Raw genomic sequence first — 15,483 nt, 5'->3', positions numbered from 1 at the left:
CGGTGACCGGGTCCGGGGAACGGGACGTTGCTGACGCCCTGGTTCCCTGAGCCGCCGTCAGGCCACCGGCCGTACGGACGTGCCGCCGCCGGCTCGCCGCAAGGCCTCCGCGAGCCGGTCGCGGACCGCGATCTGCGCCGCGATACGGGCCTCCAGCACCGCGAGACGGTCGGCGGCCACCCGCACCCCCTTCCCGGAGGGGGGACCGGCCATGACGTCGCCGTCCAGACACGGCAGGAACACTCGTGCGTCGTCGAGCGTCAGCCCCACGTCGAGCAGCTGCCGGATGTTGCGCACCCGCACGGCCGCACCGGAGTCGTAGAGGCGATAGCCGTTCGCGGCCCGTTCGGAGGCGATGAGACCCGCCTGCTCGTAGTGGCGCAGGGCGCGAGGTGTCGTGCCGGTCGCCTCGGCGAGTTCACCGATCCGCATACGAGGGACCGCCCTGGGCGTACGAGGTTCTGCCATGCGCGCCAGTCTCATGTGACGACCGCGCCGCCGTCCACCGGAAGGATCACGCCCGTGATGAACGAGGCCTGCGGCGAGGCCAACCGGGCGATCGCCCACGCCACCTCCTCGGGGCGGCCGACCCGCCCGAGCGGCGTGTGAGCGAGCTGCCAGGCCCTGATCGCGGCCTGCTGCTCGCGGGTGTGGCCGGCGTGTTCACCGATGGGTGTGTCGATCGCGCCCGGGGCCACGGCGGCGACCCGGATCCCGAGGGTCGCGAGCTCGACGGCCCAGCTGCGGGTGAGCACCTCCAGGGCCGCCTTCCCGGCGGCGTACAGGGAATTGCCGGGCCAGCCGCGCTGTCCCACCGATGTCGTCACGTTCACGATGACGCCCCGGCCGGCCTCCAGTGCCGGGAGCGCGGCCTGGGTGAGCAGGACGGGCGCGAGGAGGTTCGTGGCGAGCAGGGGCTCGGCGGTGGCGCGCGTGTAGGTGCGCAGCGAACGGGAGTCGACGATCCCGGCGTTGTTCACCAGCACGTCGATACGGCCGTGCCGGTCGAGTGCCGTACGGACGACGGTCTCGGGGCCGTCGGCGGCCGTGATGTCGGCGACGAGCGGGCTGATGCGGGCCGGCGCGTGGCCGGCGGTCTCCATCAGGGGCGCCTCGCGGCGGCCCACCGCCACGACGTGTGCGCCCTCGTCGGCGAAGGCCTGCGCGGTGGCGCGGCCGATACCCGTACCGGCGCCGGTGACGAGCACCGTTCGCGGGGTCGTTCGCGCGTCGTGCTGCTTGTTCGGATGCGGGGAGGTCATGCGGGGATCGTCCGACCCTGACGTCAGTGTCAAGGTCAAGCGTCAAGGCCGAAGGGCGACCACGGAGGGGCCGGCCGCACACACTCCGGGCAGGGAAGCGGACATGGAAGCCGCCCGCTGGAGATGCGTCCGGATCTCCGCGGACGGCCTCGGAGTGGAGGCCTTACTGCTGTTCGGGCCGGTTGCGATCGCGGTCGCGGTCCATGCCCAGCGAGCCCTCGACGCGCTGCTGGCCGGAGTCGACCTGGTCCTCGTACTTGCCGCCGGTCCTCTCGTTGATCCGCTGTTCCGCGGTGTCAGAGCCCTGCTTGCCCTTGTGCCGCGCCTGACTCTTGAACTTGTCGAAGATGCCCATGCAAAGCTCCCTCCGGAACTGAGTCAGAACCGACGATACGCGCGAGATGCGAAGAATGCGCCTTGAGGCCCGATGTGGTCTGAACCTCTTCCTCGCTACCGTGGGACCTGGCACGGGCCGCCCGTGCCGGAGCGGAACAGGCAGACAGAGGAGGGGCGCAGGGTGAGGCGTCTGAGGGGCGGGGCGGCAGTGGCTGTCGTCATGGTGTTCACCGGTTCGGCACTGGCCGGCTGCGAGGGCCTGGCCCCGCCGGTGGAGGGCGGCGGAGCCTCCGCTTCCGGCGCCCCGGCCGCCGGCGACGGACGGGCCGCGAACCCGCTGGACAACCCGGACGGCACCGAACCGGGGCTGGCGGCGATCACTTCCGGCGCCGACAAGGAGCGGGCGCGTGCCCTCATCGAGAAGGTGGCGACCAAGGGCCGCGGCCCCAGGACGGGCTACGAACGGGACAAGTTCGGCTACGCCTGGATGGACTCGGCACCGCGCGACGTGCCCTTCTCCCACAACGGCTGCGACACACGGAACGACCTCCTGAAGCGGGACGGTGAGAAACTGCGCTTCCGGTCGGGATCGGACTGCGTCGTCACCTCGCTGACGCTGCACGACCCGTACACCGGGGAGGTCATCGAGTGGACCAAGTCCCATGCGATCAAAGTCCAGATAGACCACGTCATGCCGCTGTCGTACGACTGGCAGATGGGCGCCTCGCGCTGGACCGAGGACAAGCGGGAGTCCATCGCCAACGACCCGCTCAACCTCGTCCCGGTGGACGGGCCGACCAACGGCTCGAAGGGAGACTCCGGCCCGGCGTCCTGGCTGCCCCCGAACAAGCGGATCCGCTGCGCCTACTCGGTGCGCTTCGCCCAGGTGTCGCTGAAGTACGAACTCCCCGTGACGGCGCCCGACAAGGAGATGATGCTGAAGCAGTGCGGCGGGTAAATCGGTTCCGGTGTTCGCCACCTGTGCCTACCGTGATCACATGCAACCGAAGATATCGAGCCTCGCCGACCGCCCGGACATGCTGGAGCGGGTCGTCGGGATGGCGGACAGCTGGCCGGAGTTCGTGATCCAGGACCTCGTGGGCGCCGCCCACTTCCCGCGGATCGCCGCCGAACTCCCGGAGTACGTCCTGTTCGCCGAGGACGAGCAGGGCGAGATCGTGGCGAACGCCTACAGCGTGCCCTTCGCGCTCGACACCGAGCACCGCGGCGGCCGGCTGCCGGCCAACGGCTGGGACGCGATACTGGTGTGGGCGTTCTCCGACCTTCGGCGCGGGGTCCGGCCGGACACCGTCAGCGCGATCTCGGTCTCCATCGCCCCGCAGGCACAGGGCCGCGGCCTGTCCGCGGTGATGCTCTCGGCCATGCGCGACAACGCCCGGGCCCGCGGCTTCCGCGAGGTCGTCGCCCCCGTCCGCCCCAACGCCAAACACCTGGAACCGCACACGCCGATGGAGGAGTACGCCCACCGCGTCCGCCCCGACGGCCTGCCCCAGGACCCGTGGCTGCGCGTGCACGCCCGGGCCGGAGCCACCATCGACTCGGTGGCACCGGCGTCCATGACGGTGTCCGCCCCGCTCGCGGACTGGCGCCGCTGGACGGGCCTGCCCTTCGACTCCGACGGCGACATCGAGGTGCCGGGCGGTCTGGTACCCGTGCGCTGCGAGACGGAGCGCGGATACGCGGTGTACGTCGAACCCAACGTGTGGATGCGGCATCCCTTGTAGGCGGCATCCCTTGTAGGCGGCATCCCTTGTAGGCGGTATGCGTCTGTAGGCGGTATGTGTCTATAGGCGGCAAGCGTCTGTAGGCGGCGTGCGTCATGGGGCGTGACGCACGTTCCCGGCCGTACGGCCCATGACCGGCTCAGGGGCGGGTGTTCGCACGAAGTGATCAGCATGACAACGGTTCGGTACAACCCGTGACCGGTTGTCCGTGTCGGGCTATACGCTCGGAATCCCGACAGGGGTCCCTGTCATCCGCACGTCCGTCCCATCGGCCACACCGGTCCAGGAGCAGTCATGTACGGCCACGGCGCGGCGCCGCCTCCTCGCAGCGCGGCAACGGTCATCTCCCTGCGCGTGCTGTTCGCCGCAGCCGGTTTCCTCACGTGCGGCGTGCTGGCCTGCGTCCCGCTGTTCCGGGTGGCCGTCCTGCGCGGCCGCGCCCTCGACTGGGTGCTGGCCTGGGTGAGCCTGCCGCTGTCCATCGCCTGCTTCGCCGTGATCGGTTCGCTGCCGGAGGACGACGTCCGCACCGACGTCGCGCTGGCCGTGATCCTGCTGCTCGGGGCGGGTGCCGCCATCTACTTCCTCGTCGTGGACATCGGCCACCACGGCGAGCGGCGGACGTTCGCCGGTTACGCGTCGCCCCACGCGCCGACCGTCCCGACCGCAGCGCACACCCCGTACGGCTACCCGCATCCCGCGTCGCCCTACACCCCGGCGTCCACCCCCGTCCCGCGGCCTCCCGCACCCCACGCACCCGCCCCGCACGACACGCCCCCGGTTGCGATGCAGCCGCCCCCTTCCCCCCAGCGGCCGGCCCCCGCCCGCATCGACCAGGTCCGCGCCGAACTCGACGAGCTCAGCGACTACCTGCGCCGGCACGAGGGCGAAGGTCACAGGGACGGCCATCACGAGGACGGAAGGTGACCGCGGCGGCAGGACGTGTCGTCGCCGGCCGCTACGAGCTCGCCACCGTCCTCGGGCAGGGCGGCATGGGCCAGGTCTGGACGGCGTACGACCAGCGGCTCGACCGGCGTGTGGCGGTGAAGCTGCTGCGCCCCGACAAGGTCGCCGGTCAGGACGCGGAGGAGCTGCGCCGCCGTTTCGTGCGCGAGTGCCGGGTGACCGCGCAGGTCGACCACCCCGGCCTGGTCACCGTTCACGACGCGGGAAGCGAGGGCGAGGAGCTGTTCCTCGTCATGCAGTACATCGACGGCGCCGACCTCGCCGGCCACCTCGCCGAGCACTCCCCGTACCCCTGGCAGTGGGCGGTCGCGGTCGCCGCGCAGTTGTGCGCCGTGCTGAGCGCCGTGCACGCCGTGCCGATCGTCCACCGCGACCTCAAGCCGCGCAACGTGATGGTGAAGCAGGACGGCACCGTCACCGTCCTCGACCTCGGCGTCGCCTCCGTCATGGACGCGGACACCACCCGCCTCACCCACACCGGCACCCCGATCGGCTCGCCCGCCTACATGGCACCGGAGCAGGCGATGGGCGGCGCGGTCGGCCCGTACACCGACCTGTACGCGCTCGGCGTGGTCCTGCACGAACTGCTCAGCGGGGACGTGCCCTTCTCCGGCTCCACGGCCCTCGGCGTCCTGCACCGGCACCTGTACGAAGCCCCGCTGCCCGTGCGCCGCATCCGCCCCGAAGTGCCCGAGGCCCTGGAGGCCCTCGTCCTGCGCCTCCTCGCCAAGGATCCGCAGCACCGGCCCGCCTCCGCGCAGGAGGTCTACGAGCACCTGGAGCCGCTCCTGCCGGCGCGCGGCACGCCCACCGGAGCGGCCCTGGACCCCACCCGCCCGTTCCTGCGCCCGCACGCCCCCTGGCCGGATCGTGCGCGCACCCCCGCTCCCCAGCCCACTCCGGCGACACCCGTCACCGAGGCTCCGGGGCAGACGGACATCGCCCGCGCCGTCGACGAGGTCAAACGGCTCCTCGGCGAGGGCCGGGTCACCCAGGCCGTCGACATCCTGGGCGGAATCCTGCCCGCCGCGGCCGAACAGCACGGCGCGCACTCCCCGGTCGTCCGCACCCTGCGCAAGCAGTACGCGGCGACACTCCTGGACGACGGCCAGTACCGGCGCGCGCTGCCCGAGCTGCGCCGCCTCGCCGACGAACGCGCCGCCGAGGCGGGCCAGGCCGACCCACAGGCGCTGCGCTTCCGCTACGAGGCCGCCCAATGCCTGGAACAGATGGGGGAACCGGCCGCCGCGCTCGCCGAGTACCGGGCGGTGCTGCCGTACTACGAGAACCAGTACGTCGCCGCGGGCGGACCCGAGCTCGCGCACGACGTCCGGCGCCGGATCGGGCACCTCCAGCTCGCCCTCGGCGACCGCGGCGCCGCGCACGACACCCTGGCCCGGCTGCTGCACGACGTGGAACGCACCCACGGCCCCGGGCACCCGCTCGGCGCGGAGATCCGCAGGACGCTCCAGTGGCTGGGGCAGGTCCGCGGCTGACGACCGCCCGGGGGTGGGGCGCGGCGGTGCCGGAAGTCCCGGCGAATCGTTGGTCGAATGGGTTGGCCAGAGCCTGGTCACTGCCTACCATCGATCACCGCAAGACCTTGTGCACCGTCGCACAATCTCCTCAGGAGGTCTCCTTGCACCGCCGCCGTCGCACCGCGCTCCTCTTCACCGCCGCGATCGCCGCCGCGGCGCCCCTGCTCACCGCCTGCGGGAACGACGCGCATCCCGGCGCGGCAGCCGTGGTGGGCGGCCAGCGGATCACCGTCTCCCAGCTGGAAGAGCGGGTCGGCGAGGTACGCGCGGCCCAGCGGGCGGCCGTCCAGGACGAGGCCCAGTACCAGCAGGCCATCGCCAGAACCGGCACCCTCACCCGCGACACCCTGCACACCATGGTCCTGGACCGGGTGCTGCACCGTGCCGCCGAGGACGCCGGAGTGACCGTCTCCCGCAAGGAGATCCAGGCGATGCGGGCCGGTCTGGAACAGCAGGCCGGTGGCGCCAAGGGCCTGGAGACGACCTGGCTCCAGCAGTACGGCGTCCCGCCGCAGCGCCTCGACGACAACCTCCGCCTCCAGCTGGAGGCCCAGAAACTCGCCGAGAAGCTGGGCACGAACACCGACCGTCCCGAGTTCTGGAAGGCCCTCTCCGACGCCTCCAAGGACCTGAACGTCGACCTCAACCCGCGCTACGGCACCTGGGACGCCCAGAAGAGCAGGCCTGCCGACGCCAAGACGCCGTGGGTACGGGACGTCACGGCGGCGGCACAGACGCAGCAGGGGATGTAGAGCAGGCACGGCACGCCCGGGCGCACCCGCCCCCCGGCACGCCCGGGCGCACCCGCCCCCCGGCACGCCCGGCGCACCCGCCCCCCGGCCCGCCCGGGCGCACCCGCCCCGCACGGGCGCACCCGCCCCGCGATCCGGAAAATGCCGCTGTTGCCCTCCCCCTCCAGGCGGATCAGGTCGCCCTCCGGGCCCCTGTGGACAACTTCGGGCACGGTCGGCGGCGTGGGATAGCTTCGAACCGTGAACGCCAACAGCCCCGAAGCCACCCCGGGCCCCGAGCGGACCGCTCCCGACGCGGCCGTCGCCCCCGGCCGCATCGTCCTGCTCACCACCAGTCACCGCGTCGCCCCCGGTCTGCTCTCCTGGCCGGCGTGGCAGGCCCTGCACGAGGCCGACCAGGTGCTGTGCGCGGACGGCACACATCCGCAGCTGCCGTATCTGCGCGAGGCGGGGATCACCGTCGCCGAGGCGTCCCCGACCGCGCAGGATCTCCTCGACGCCTGCGCCGGCGGAAACACGGTGGTCGTGGTGGCGACGGGCGAGGGCGAACCGGCCCTCACGGACGGCCTGGCCCGTCTCGCCGGCACCGGCCGTATCGCCATGCCCGAGCTGGAGCTGCTGCCCGCCTCCTACGACCTCCCCGGTGCCCGCCTCCTCGACCTCGTCCAGGTCATGGACCGCATCCGCGTCGAATGCCCCTGGTCCTCCCGGCAGACCCACGAGGGCCTGGCGAAGTACGGCATCGAGGAGGCGTACGAGCTCGTAGAGGCGATCGAGGAGGGCGACCGCGACGAACTGCGCGAAGAGCTCGGCGACGTCCTCCTCCAGGTCGTCTTCCACGCCCGCATCGCCGAGGAGGGGCGGCCGGAGGACGGAGCGGAACCCTTCTCCATCGACGACGTGGCCGGCGGCATCGTCGCCAAGCTGATCCACCGCCATCCACATGTCTTCGGCGACGCGACGGCCACCACCCCCGAGGAGGTCAAGGAGCACTGGCTGCGCACCAAGGCGGTCGAGAAGCAGCGCACCTCGATCACCGAGGGCATCCCCCTCGGCCAGCCCGGCCTGGCCCTCGCCGCCAAGCTGGCCTCCCGCGTCCGCACAGCGCACCTGGAGATACCGCTCCCACCCGTCGAGGGCATCGGCTACGAGCTGCTGGCCCTGGCCGTGCGAGCCGAGTCGGAGGGCGTCGACCCGGAGGCGGCCCTCAGAGCGGCGGCCCGCGCGTACCGCGATGCGATCCGGCAGGCCGAGGGCTGAGCGACTCGGGGCGGGCTGAGCGACCCGGGGCGGGCTGAGCGAGCCGGGGCGGGGACCGAGGCGGTCCGGGGTGGCCCGGGGCGGGGCTGAGCGACCCGGGGCGGGGACCGAGGCGGTCCCGGGTGGCCCGGGGCGGGGCTGAGCAGCCGAGGCGGGGACCGAGGCGGCCCGGGGCGGGGCTGAGCGGCCGGGGCGGGGGCTGAGCGGTCTGTGCGGGGGAGGGGGAGGCCGCGGAAGCCGCCCGGCCGAGCCGTGACGGTGGAGGGCCGCTGCCGGAAGCCGGATACGGTCGACACGTGACCGACCAGCCCCAGCCCAGCCCAGCCGCGACCGCTCCCGATCTCTTCACCTGGGAGTTCGCGAGCAACCCCTACCCCGCCTACGCCTGGCTCCGCGAGCACAGCCCCGTCCACAAGACGCGACTGCCCAGCGGTGTGGAGGCCTGGCTGGTCACGCGGTACGCCGACGCCAAGCAGACGCTCGCCGACAACCGGCTCTCCAAGAACCCGGCGCATCACGACGAACCGGCGCACGCCAAGGGAAAGACGGGCATCCCCGGCGAGCGCAAGGCCGAGTTGATGACGCATCTGCTGAACATCGACCCGCCGGACCACACCCGGCTGCGGCGGCTGGTGTCCAAGGCGTTCACACCCCGCCGGGTCGCCGAGTTCGCGCCGCGGGTGCAGGAGCTCACCGACACCCTGATCGACGGCTTCGCGGCGAAGGGATCCGCCGACCTCATCCACGAGTTCGCCTTCCCGCTCCCCATCTACGCCATCTGCGACCTGCTCGGCGTCCCGCGCGAGGACCAGGACGACTTCCGCGACTGGGCGGGCATGATGATCCGTCACCAGGGCGGCCCCAGGGGCGGTGTGGCGCGGTCGGTGAAGAAGATGCGCGGCTACCTCGCCGACCTCATCCACCGCAAGCGCGAGGCGCTGCCCGCCGAAGCCGCCCCCGGCGAGGACCTCATCTCCGGTCTGATCCGCGCCTCCGACCACGGCGAGCACCTCACCGAGAACGAGGCGGCGGCCATGGCCTTCATCCTGCTGTTCGCCGGTTTCGAGACAACCGTCAACCTGATCGGAAACGGCACCTACGCGCTGCTCACCCACCCCGGGCAGCGCGCCCGGCTCCAGGCGTCCCTCGCCGCCGGGGAGAGCGGCCTCCTGGAGACCGGCGTCGAGGAACTCCTCCGCTACGACGGCCCCGTCGAACTCGCCACCTGGCGTTTCGCCACGCAGCCGCTCACCCTCGGTGGGCAGCGCATCGAGGCGGGCGACCCCGTCCTCGTCGTGCTGGCCGCCGCGGACCGCGACCCGGAGCGGTTCGCCGATCCGGACGTACTGGACCTCTCCCGCCGCGACAACCAGCACCTCGGATACGGCCACGGCATCCACTACTGCCTCGGCGCCCCGCTCGCCCGCCTGGAGGGCCAGACCGCCCTCGCCACCCTCCTCACCCGCCTCCCGGACCTTCGGCTCGCTGCGGATCCGGCCGAGCTGCGATGGCGCGGCGGCCTCATCATGCGCGGGCTGCGCACGTTGCCGGTGGAGTTCACACCGGCAGCACCGGCAGCACCGGCAGCACCGGCCGAACGTGACGAAACATCAGACCTGTGATCTTCACGTGATCTGCGCGGCATGAACTTGTGACAAGTGATCGTCTGCCGATACGTTCACCCATCAACGCGGAGGGATTCACGCCGCGTCGGTCACTGCTGTCGCGTGAAAGGTCTCCGTATGCTCTCCGGGAACGGTCGGCACCGTCGCCCCCGCCAGGCTCCGGCTCTCCTCGTCGCGGCCGGAGTGACCGGCTCCGCCATCGCGATCCCGCTCCTCGGGGCCTCCGGTGCCAGTGCGGCAGACGGCACGACCTGGGACAAGGTCGCCGATTGCGAGACCGGCGGTGCGTGGAGCGAGAACAGCGGCAACGGTTACTACGGCGGCCTGCAGTTGTCCCAGGAGGACTGGGAGAACCACGGCGGCCTCGACTACGCCGCGAGCGCCGATCTGGCCAGCCGCTCCCAGCAGATAGCCGTGGCCGAGAGAATCCTCGCCGACCAGGGAGTCGGCGCGTGGCGCACCTGTGGACTGCTCTCCGGCCTCGAGCAGGGCAAGGGGTCGGACTCGTCCGGGTCATCCGATTCGTCCGGCTCGTCCGGCGAGGTCGACTCGCCCGGCCTGCTCGACTCGCTCGGTTCGTCCCCCTCGGGCAGCCCTTCCTCCTCTCCTTCGTCATCGCCTGACGCGACATCGACCTCGAAGGATGAAACCGCCAAGACGGACAAGTCGACCGAATCCGCTGGTTCGTCACAGAAGCGGCAGTCCGACAGCTCATCGCCGGACGCCTCCGAGAGTGGCAAAGCCGGCAAGGCCCAGCAGGGCGACGACTCCTCGCGGCTGACCGACACCGGCTCCGGCCGTCATCGCGGTCCCAGTGCCGACGAAACCGGCGCGCCCGGCAGCGATCGCGCGGAGAAGTCCACGGGGCGTCACTCCGCGGGCGCCGACGAGGGTTCCGGGGACGCGTCCGAAGGTGCCTACATCGTGGGTATCGGCGACAGCCTCTGGTCCATCGCCGACGCCCTTCGGGTCGGCGGCGGATGGCAAGAGCTCTACGAGAGCAACGAGAACGAGGTCGGCGCCGACCCGGACCTCATCCACCCCGGTCAGGCGCTCACGGTCGAGGGCGAAGCGGACGAGAGGTAGCTGTTCGGGCAGTGCGGAAACGGCGGTCGAAGTCGCCCCGAAACCGGGTGAGTTCACGTCATGTTTCGCGCCGAATGTCCCGTATAAGCGCGGTGAGAGATAGATCTCAGAAGCCCTGATCGTCTTTGAAATTCGGCGGATCACCTGTCTACGGTCGTGATCGCTCGTCACCGCGAGCCCCGGCTGCCGCAACGCCGAATCCTGCCAGCGGCCGTACGGGAACAGTCGTCGCGTCAAGCGCCGTAGGCAGGAGCGGGGGACCCAAGGTAGGTGCCCGACCGGCCGGTTGTGCCGGAAGGGCTTGGGGTGAAGCCGTGTCCCGGGAGGGGCGCGGCCGGGCAACTCAACCGGCCCGAACCCGACAGCTCACCTCGCAGGCGTCGGTGAGGGGATCTCTCCATGCTGTTTTCCGGCAAGGGCACGCACCGCCGTCCGTCCAAGGCCTCTCGGGTCATCGCCATCGCCGGTGTCACCGGTGCCGCCGTCGCCGCCCCGCTGATGGCGGCCGGCAACGCCTCCGCCGCCACCGCGTCCGAGTGGGACGCGGTCGCCCAGTGCGAGTCCGGCGGCAACTGGTCCATCAACACCGGCAACGGCTACTACGGCGGTCTGCAGTTCTCCGCCTCCACCTGGTCCGGCTACGGCGGCACCAAGTACGCCTCCACCGCCGACCAGGCCACCAAGGACCAGCAGATCGAGATCGCCGAGAAGGTCCTCGCGAGCCAGGGCAAGGGCGCCTGGCCGGTCTGCGGCAAGGGCCTGTCGAGCGCCGGTTACACCGGTGGCGGCTCCTCCAGCGACTCGGGCAGCTCCTCGCAGAGCCAGAGCCAGAGCACCGAGACCCGCGAGACCCAGCAGCAGCCGGCCTCCCGCTCCGACGAGCGCCCGGCGGCCAAGAAGACCGTCACCACCCCGACCGGCAAGAAGGTCAAGAAGGGTGACGGCGAGTACAAGGTCACCAAGGGCGACACCCTCAGCTCGATCGCCGCGGACCAGAAGGTCAAGGGCGGCTGGGAGAAGCTCTTCGAGCTGAACAAGGACATCGTCGAGGACGCCAACCTCATCTACCCGGGCCAGCAGCTGCACCTGAAGTAAGCAGCGGCCCGCACGGGCCCCCCGGGGTCCACGGTCTCCCCGCCCCGGTGCGTCATCCCCCGTACGCACCGGGGCGGGGTTTTTTCGGGAACCGGCTTTGTTCCGTTCGGAAACAATTTACTCTCGGTTCTGTCCATGGGGTGGGCGACCCGGTGGCCGATCGCCCGGAGCCGGTTAGGCTCATGTCGCGAGCCACCACGGCCCGCACCTCGCCGGGTCCACGCGACCCGCGTCACCGCGTCACATTCAAGAAGGAGATGCTCGTGCCGTCCATCGACGTCGTCGTAGCCCGGGAAATCCTGGACTCCCGAGGCAACCCCACGGTCGAGGTCGAGGTCGGCCTCGACGACGGCAGCACCGGTCGTGCCGCCGTCCCGTCCGGCGCCTCCACGGGCGCCTTCGAGGCCATCGAGCTCCGCGACGGCGACTCGAACCGCTACCTCGGCAAGGGTGTGGAGAAGGCCGTCCTCGCGGTCATCGAGCAGATCGGCCCGGAGCTGGTCGGCTACGACGCCACCGAGCAGCGCCTGATCGACCAGGCCATGTTCGACCTGGACGCCACCGACAACAAGGGCTCGCTCGGCGCCAACGCCATCCTCGGCGTCTCCCTCGCCGTGGCCCACGCCGCCTCCGAGGCCAGCGACCTCCCCCTCTTCCGCTACCTGGGCGGCCCCAACGCGCACCTGCTTCCGGTGCCGATGATGAACATCCTGAACGGCGGCTCGCACGCCGACTCCAACGTGGACATCCAGGAGTTCATGATCGCCCCGATCGGCGCGGAGTCCTTCTCCGAGGCCCTGCGCTGGGGCGCCGAGGTCTACCACACGCTGAAGAAGGTCCTGAAGAGCAAGGGCCTGGCCACCGGCCTCGGCGACGAGGGCGGCTTCGCCCCGAACCTCGGCTCCAACCGCGAGGCCCTCGACCTCATCCTGGAGGCGATCAAGGAGGCCGGTTACACCCCCGGCGAGCAGATCGCCCTGGCGCTCGACGTCGCCGCCTCCGAGTTCTACAAGGACGGCGCCTACACCTTCGAGGGCAAGAACCGCTCGGCCGCCGAGATGACCGAGTACTACGCGGAGCTCGTCGACGCGTACCCGCTCGTCTCCATCGAGGACCCGCTGTTCGAGGACGACTGGGAGGGCTGGAAGACCATCACCGACAAGCTCGGTGACAAGGTCCAGCTCGTCGGCGACGACCTGTTCGTCACCAACCCCGAGCGCCTCGCCCGCGGCATCGAGGAGGGCGCGGCCAACGCGCTCCTGGTGAAGGTCAACCAGATCGGTTCGCTCACCGAGACCCTGGACGCCGTCGAGCTGGCCCAGCGCAACGGCTTCAAGTGCATGATGTCCCACCGCTCCGGCGAGACCGAGGACGTCACCATCGCCGACCTGGCCGTCGCGACCAACTGCGGCCAGATCAAGACCGGCGCCCCGGCCCGCTCCGAGCGCGTCGCCAAGTACAACCAGCTGCTGCGCATCGAGGAGATCCTCGACGACGCCGCGGTGTACGCCGGCCGCAGCGCGTTCCCCCGCTTCAAGGGCTGATCGCCAAAGGCCCGGCCAAGGCTGCGCCAGTCGTACGTACGTCCCCGTACCCGGTCCCGTACCGTGTCCGGGGACGTACGCGCGTATGACGGCGGAGCGGGAGGCGGACTGACATGGCCGTGAAGGACCGGGACCGGTTCTCCACCGCGACCAGGATCCGGTTGCTCGGCGAGCAGACCGCGGCCCGGGTCTACCGCTCCCAGACCAGGCGCCAGGCCCGCCGCTCGCGGCTGACCGGCCGGGCCGCGCTGCTCGCCCTGGTGATGTGCTCGCTGATCGTGGCCCTGGCCTACCCGATGCGGGAGTACGTCTCGCAGCGCGCCGAGATCGACGACCTGCAGCGGGAACAGCAGCAGGCCCGCGAGCGCGTCGAACGGCTGCGCGACCTGAAGGCGCGCTGGCAGGACGACGCGTACGCCGAGCAGCAGATCCGGCAGCGGTTGCACTACGTGATGCCGGGGGAGACGGGCTTCATCGTCGTCGACCCGCACGCGGCGAAGCAGTCGCGCACCGACCTGGGAGCGGCCGACCGCCCCTGGTACTCGAACGTCTGGGACGGGGTCGACAAGGCCGACGCCTCCGACCGGTGACCCAGCCCCAGCCAGTGACCTGAACCCAGAGAAAGACAGCCTGAAGACAGTCATGGAAACGCCCCCGCCGACCACCCCGCGCACCGAGCCGACCGACTCCGACGTCGAGGCCTTCAAGCAGCAGCTCGGTCGGCCCCCGCGCGGCCTGCGCGCGATCGCGCACCGCTGCCCGTGCGGACAGCCCGACGTCGTCGAGACGGCCCCCCGGCTGCCGGACGGGACGCCGTTCCCCACGCTGTACTACCTGACGTGCCCGAAGGCGAACTCGGCCATCGGCACGCTGGAGGCCAACGGCGTGATGAAGGAGATGACCGAGCGGCTGGCCTCGGACCCGGAGCTGGCGGCGGCGTACCGGGCCGCGCACGAGGACTACATCCGGCGCCGTGACGACATCGAGGAGCTGAAGAACTTCCCGAGCGCGGGCGGCATGCCGGACCGGGTGAAGTGCCTGCACGTCCTGGTGGCCCACTCCCTGGCCGCGGGTCCGGGCGTGAACCCGCTGGGCGACGAGGCGCTGGCGATGCTGCCGGAGTGGTGGCGCAAGGGCGCCTGTGTGATGACTGCCGAGGAGGACGCCCAGTGACCCGTGTCGCCGCCGTGGACTGCGGTACGAACTCCATCCGGCTCCTGGTCGCCGACGCCGACCCGGCGACCGGTGAGCTGGTCGACCTGGACCGCCGGATGACGATCGTGCGACTCGGGCAGGGCGTCGACCGCACCGGCCGGCTCGCCCCCGAGGCGCTGCAGAGGACCTTCGCGGCGTGCCGTGAGTACGCCGGGATCATCAAGGAGCACGGGGCGGAGCGGCTGCGGTTCGTGGCGACGTCCGCCTCCCGGGACGCCGAGAACCGTGACGAGTTCGTGCGCGGTGTGCTGGACATCCTGGGCGTCGAGCCCGAGGTGATCACCGGCGACCAGGAGGCCGAGTTCTCCTTCACCGGCGCCACCAAGGAGCTCGCCGGGGGCGACCACCTGCCCAAGCCCTACCTGGTCGTGGACATCGGCGGCGGCTCGACCGAGTTCGTCGTGGGCGACGACCACGTCCGGGCGGCCCGCTCGGTGGACATCGGCTGTGTCCGCATGACCGAGCGGCACCTGGTCCGGGACGGGGTGGTGAGCGACCCGCCCTCCGAGGAGCGGATCGCGGCGATGCGGGCCGACATCGAGGCCGCCCTCGACCTCGCCGAGCAGAGCGTTCCGCTGCGCGAGGCGCGCACGCTGGTCGGCCTGGCCGGCTCGGTGACGACCGTGTCGGCGATCGCCCAGGATCTGCCCGAGTACGACTCGCAGGCCATCCACCACTCCCGCGTCTCCTACGACCGGGTCCGCGAGATCACCGAGTGGCTGTTGCGCTCCACCCACGCCGAGCGCGCGGCCGTGCCCTCCATGCACCCGGGCCGGGTCGACGTGATCGGGGCGGGCGCCCTCGTACTCCTGTCGATCATGGAGCGAATCGGCGCGCAGGAGGTCGTGGTGAGCGAGCACGACATCCTCGACGGCATCGCGTGGTCGGTCGCCTAGCCCGCTTCTGAGCAGGCATGGATCACGAATGAGCGTCTCCGGGGGGCTCGGAGGGCCCCCCGGAGACAGCCCGTCGGAAAAGTTCGTGAAGTTCTTCACAAGGAATTCGGCCCTCCCGGGCGACGAGAGGGGCCCCGTTGACCCGTCCGGGGGCTGAACAGGC

16 protein-coding genes and 1 riboswitch are annotated in these 15,483 nt (G+C 71.4%); of the genes, 13 read left to right on the top strand and 3 right to left on the bottom strand.

Annotated features, from left to right (window positions below; genetic code table 11):
- Positions 1-57: 57 nt before the first annotated feature.
- From ACFY5B_RS29475 to ACFY5B_RS29465, 3 genes are all read right to left on the bottom strand, one after another.
- Positions 58-432, bottom strand: coding sequence for a MerR family transcriptional regulator (locus ACFY5B_RS29475; RefSeq protein ID WP_389975274.1), 375 nt, complete (start codon positions 430-432; stop codon positions 58-60).
- 47 nt (positions 433-479) lie between these two features.
- Entirely contained in the window at positions 480-1,262 is a 783-nt protein-coding gene (locus ACFY5B_RS29470; protein ID WP_389974943.1) for an SDR family NAD(P)-dependent oxidoreductase, read from the bottom strand.
- Between the two features lie 163 nt (positions 1,263-1,425).
- Positions 1,426-1,617, bottom strand: coding sequence for an antitoxin (locus ACFY5B_RS29465; protein ID WP_389974940.1), 192 nt, complete (start codon positions 1,615-1,617; stop codon positions 1,426-1,428).
- 162 nt (positions 1,618-1,779) lie between these two features.
- On the opposite strand from ACFY5B_RS29465, the gene ACFY5B_RS29460 reads away from it, so the two are divergent.
- The 13 genes from ACFY5B_RS29460 (at position 1,780) to ACFY5B_RS29400 (ending at position 15,320) form a co-directional block, all read left to right on the top strand.
- Entirely contained in the window at positions 1,780-2,556 is a 777-nt protein-coding gene (locus tag ACFY5B_RS29460; RefSeq protein ID WP_389974937.1) for an HNH endonuclease family protein, read from the top strand.
- A gap of 40 nt (positions 2,557-2,596) precedes the next feature.
- Positions 2,597-3,343 (top strand): N-acetyltransferase, encoded by a 747-nt coding sequence (locus ACFY5B_RS29455; protein WP_389974934.1) that lies wholly within the window; start codon positions 2,597-2,599, stop codon positions 3,341-3,343.
- A 294-nt stretch (positions 3,344-3,637) separates the two neighbouring features.
- Complete coding sequence (locus ACFY5B_RS29450) at positions 3,638-4,270, top strand: hypothetical protein (RefSeq protein WP_389974931.1); 633 nt, start codon at positions 3,638-3,640, stop codon at positions 4,268-4,270.
- Entirely contained in the window at positions 4,267-5,805 is a 1,539-nt protein-coding gene (locus tag ACFY5B_RS29445; protein ID WP_389974928.1) for a protein kinase, read from the top strand. Before ACFY5B_RS29450 ends, ACFY5B_RS29445 begins: the two co-directional genes overlap by 4 nt.
- A 143-nt stretch (positions 5,806-5,948) precedes the next feature.
- The gene (locus ACFY5B_RS29440; protein WP_389974925.1) at positions 5,949-6,599 is read left to right on the top strand and encodes a SurA N-terminal domain-containing protein; all 651 of its coding nucleotides are present in this window, start codon (positions 5,949-5,951) and stop codon (positions 6,597-6,599) included.
- Positions 6,600-6,839: 240 nt separating this feature from the next.
- Complete coding sequence (locus tag ACFY5B_RS29435) at positions 6,840-7,859, top strand: nucleoside triphosphate pyrophosphohydrolase (protein ID WP_389974922.1); 1,020 nt, start codon at positions 6,840-6,842, stop codon at positions 7,857-7,859.
- Positions 7,860-8,155: 296 nt separating this feature from the next.
- Positions 8,156-9,481, top strand: coding sequence for a cytochrome P450 (locus tag ACFY5B_RS29430; protein ID WP_389974919.1), 1,326 nt, complete (start codon positions 8,156-8,158; stop codon positions 9,479-9,481).
- A 120-nt stretch (positions 9,482-9,601) separates the two neighbouring features.
- Positions 9,602-10,570 (top strand): transglycosylase family protein, encoded by a 969-nt coding sequence (locus ACFY5B_RS29425; protein WP_389974916.1) that lies wholly within the window; start codon positions 9,602-9,604, stop codon positions 10,568-10,570.
- A 228-nt stretch (positions 10,571-10,798) separates the two neighbouring features.
- Positions 10,799-10,965, top strand: a riboswitch (cyclic di-AMP (ydaO/yuaA leader).
- Positions 10,966-10,969: 4 nt separating this feature from the next.
- Positions 10,970-11,665: a transglycosylase family protein gene (locus tag ACFY5B_RS29420; RefSeq protein ID WP_389974913.1), complete on the top strand. Its 696-nt coding sequence runs from the start codon at positions 10,970-10,972 to the stop codon at positions 11,663-11,665.
- A 263-nt stretch (positions 11,666-11,928) separates the two neighbouring features.
- A complete protein-coding gene (eno, locus tag ACFY5B_RS29415) occupies positions 11,929-13,209 on the top strand; it encodes a phosphopyruvate hydratase (protein ID WP_389974910.1) in 1,281 nt (426 codons plus the stop codon).
- 113 nt (positions 13,210-13,322) lie between these two features.
- Entirely contained in the window at positions 13,323-13,799 is a 477-nt protein-coding gene (locus tag ACFY5B_RS29410; RefSeq protein ID WP_344464052.1) for a septum formation initiator family protein, read from the top strand.
- Positions 13,800-13,851: 52 nt separating this feature from the next.
- Complete coding sequence (locus ACFY5B_RS29405; protein WP_389974907.1) at positions 13,852-14,382, top strand: DUF501 domain-containing protein; 531 nt, start codon at positions 13,852-13,854, stop codon at positions 14,380-14,382.
- Entirely contained in the window at positions 14,379-15,320 is a 942-nt protein-coding gene (locus ACFY5B_RS29400; RefSeq protein ID WP_389974904.1) for an exopolyphosphatase, read from the top strand. Before ACFY5B_RS29405 ends, ACFY5B_RS29400 begins: the two co-directional genes overlap by 4 nt.
- Positions 15,321-15,483 lie beyond the last annotated feature (163 nt).

Origin of the sequence: Streptomyces sp. NPDC013187 (assembly GCF_042899705.1) — a bacterium.
GTDB lineage: Bacteria > Actinomycetota > Actinomycetes > Streptomycetales > Streptomycetaceae > Streptomyces > Streptomyces hawaiiensis_A.
The sequence above is the reverse complement of the archived record's forward strand: the minus strand, read 5'-3'. Positions and strand labels throughout refer to the sequence as shown.

Coding starts and splice junctions, on each gene's coding strand:
- ACFY5B_RS29475 (WP_389975274.1), bottom strand. CDS start 432: ATGCGGATCGGTGAACTCGCCGAGGCGACCGGCACGACACCTCGCGCC.
- ACFY5B_RS29470 (WP_389974943.1), bottom strand. CDS start 1,262: ATGACCTCCCCGCATCCGAACAAGCAGCACGACGCGCGAACGACCCCG.
- ACFY5B_RS29465 (WP_389974940.1), bottom strand. CDS start 1,617: ATGGGCATCTTCGACAAGTTCAAGAGTCAGGCGCGGCACAAGGGCAAG.
- ACFY5B_RS29455 (WP_389974934.1), top strand. CDS start 2,597: ATGCAACCGAAGATATCGAGCCTCGCCGACCGCCCGGACATGCTGGAG.
- ACFY5B_RS29450 (WP_389974931.1), top strand. CDS start 3,638: ATGTACGGCCACGGCGCGGCGCCGCCTCCTCGCAGCGCGGCAACGGTC.
- ACFY5B_RS29425 (WP_389974916.1), top strand. CDS start 9,602: ATGCTCTCCGGGAACGGTCGGCACCGTCGCCCCCGCCAGGCTCCGGCT.
- ACFY5B_RS29420 (WP_389974913.1), top strand. CDS start 10,970: ATGCTGTTTTCCGGCAAGGGCACGCACCGCCGTCCGTCCAAGGCCTCT.
- ACFY5B_RS29410 (WP_344464052.1), top strand. CDS start 13,323: ATGGCCGTGAAGGACCGGGACCGGTTCTCCACCGCGACCAGGATCCGG.
- ACFY5B_RS29405 (WP_389974907.1), top strand. CDS start 13,852: ATGGAAACGCCCCCGCCGACCACCCCGCGCACCGAGCCGACCGACTCC.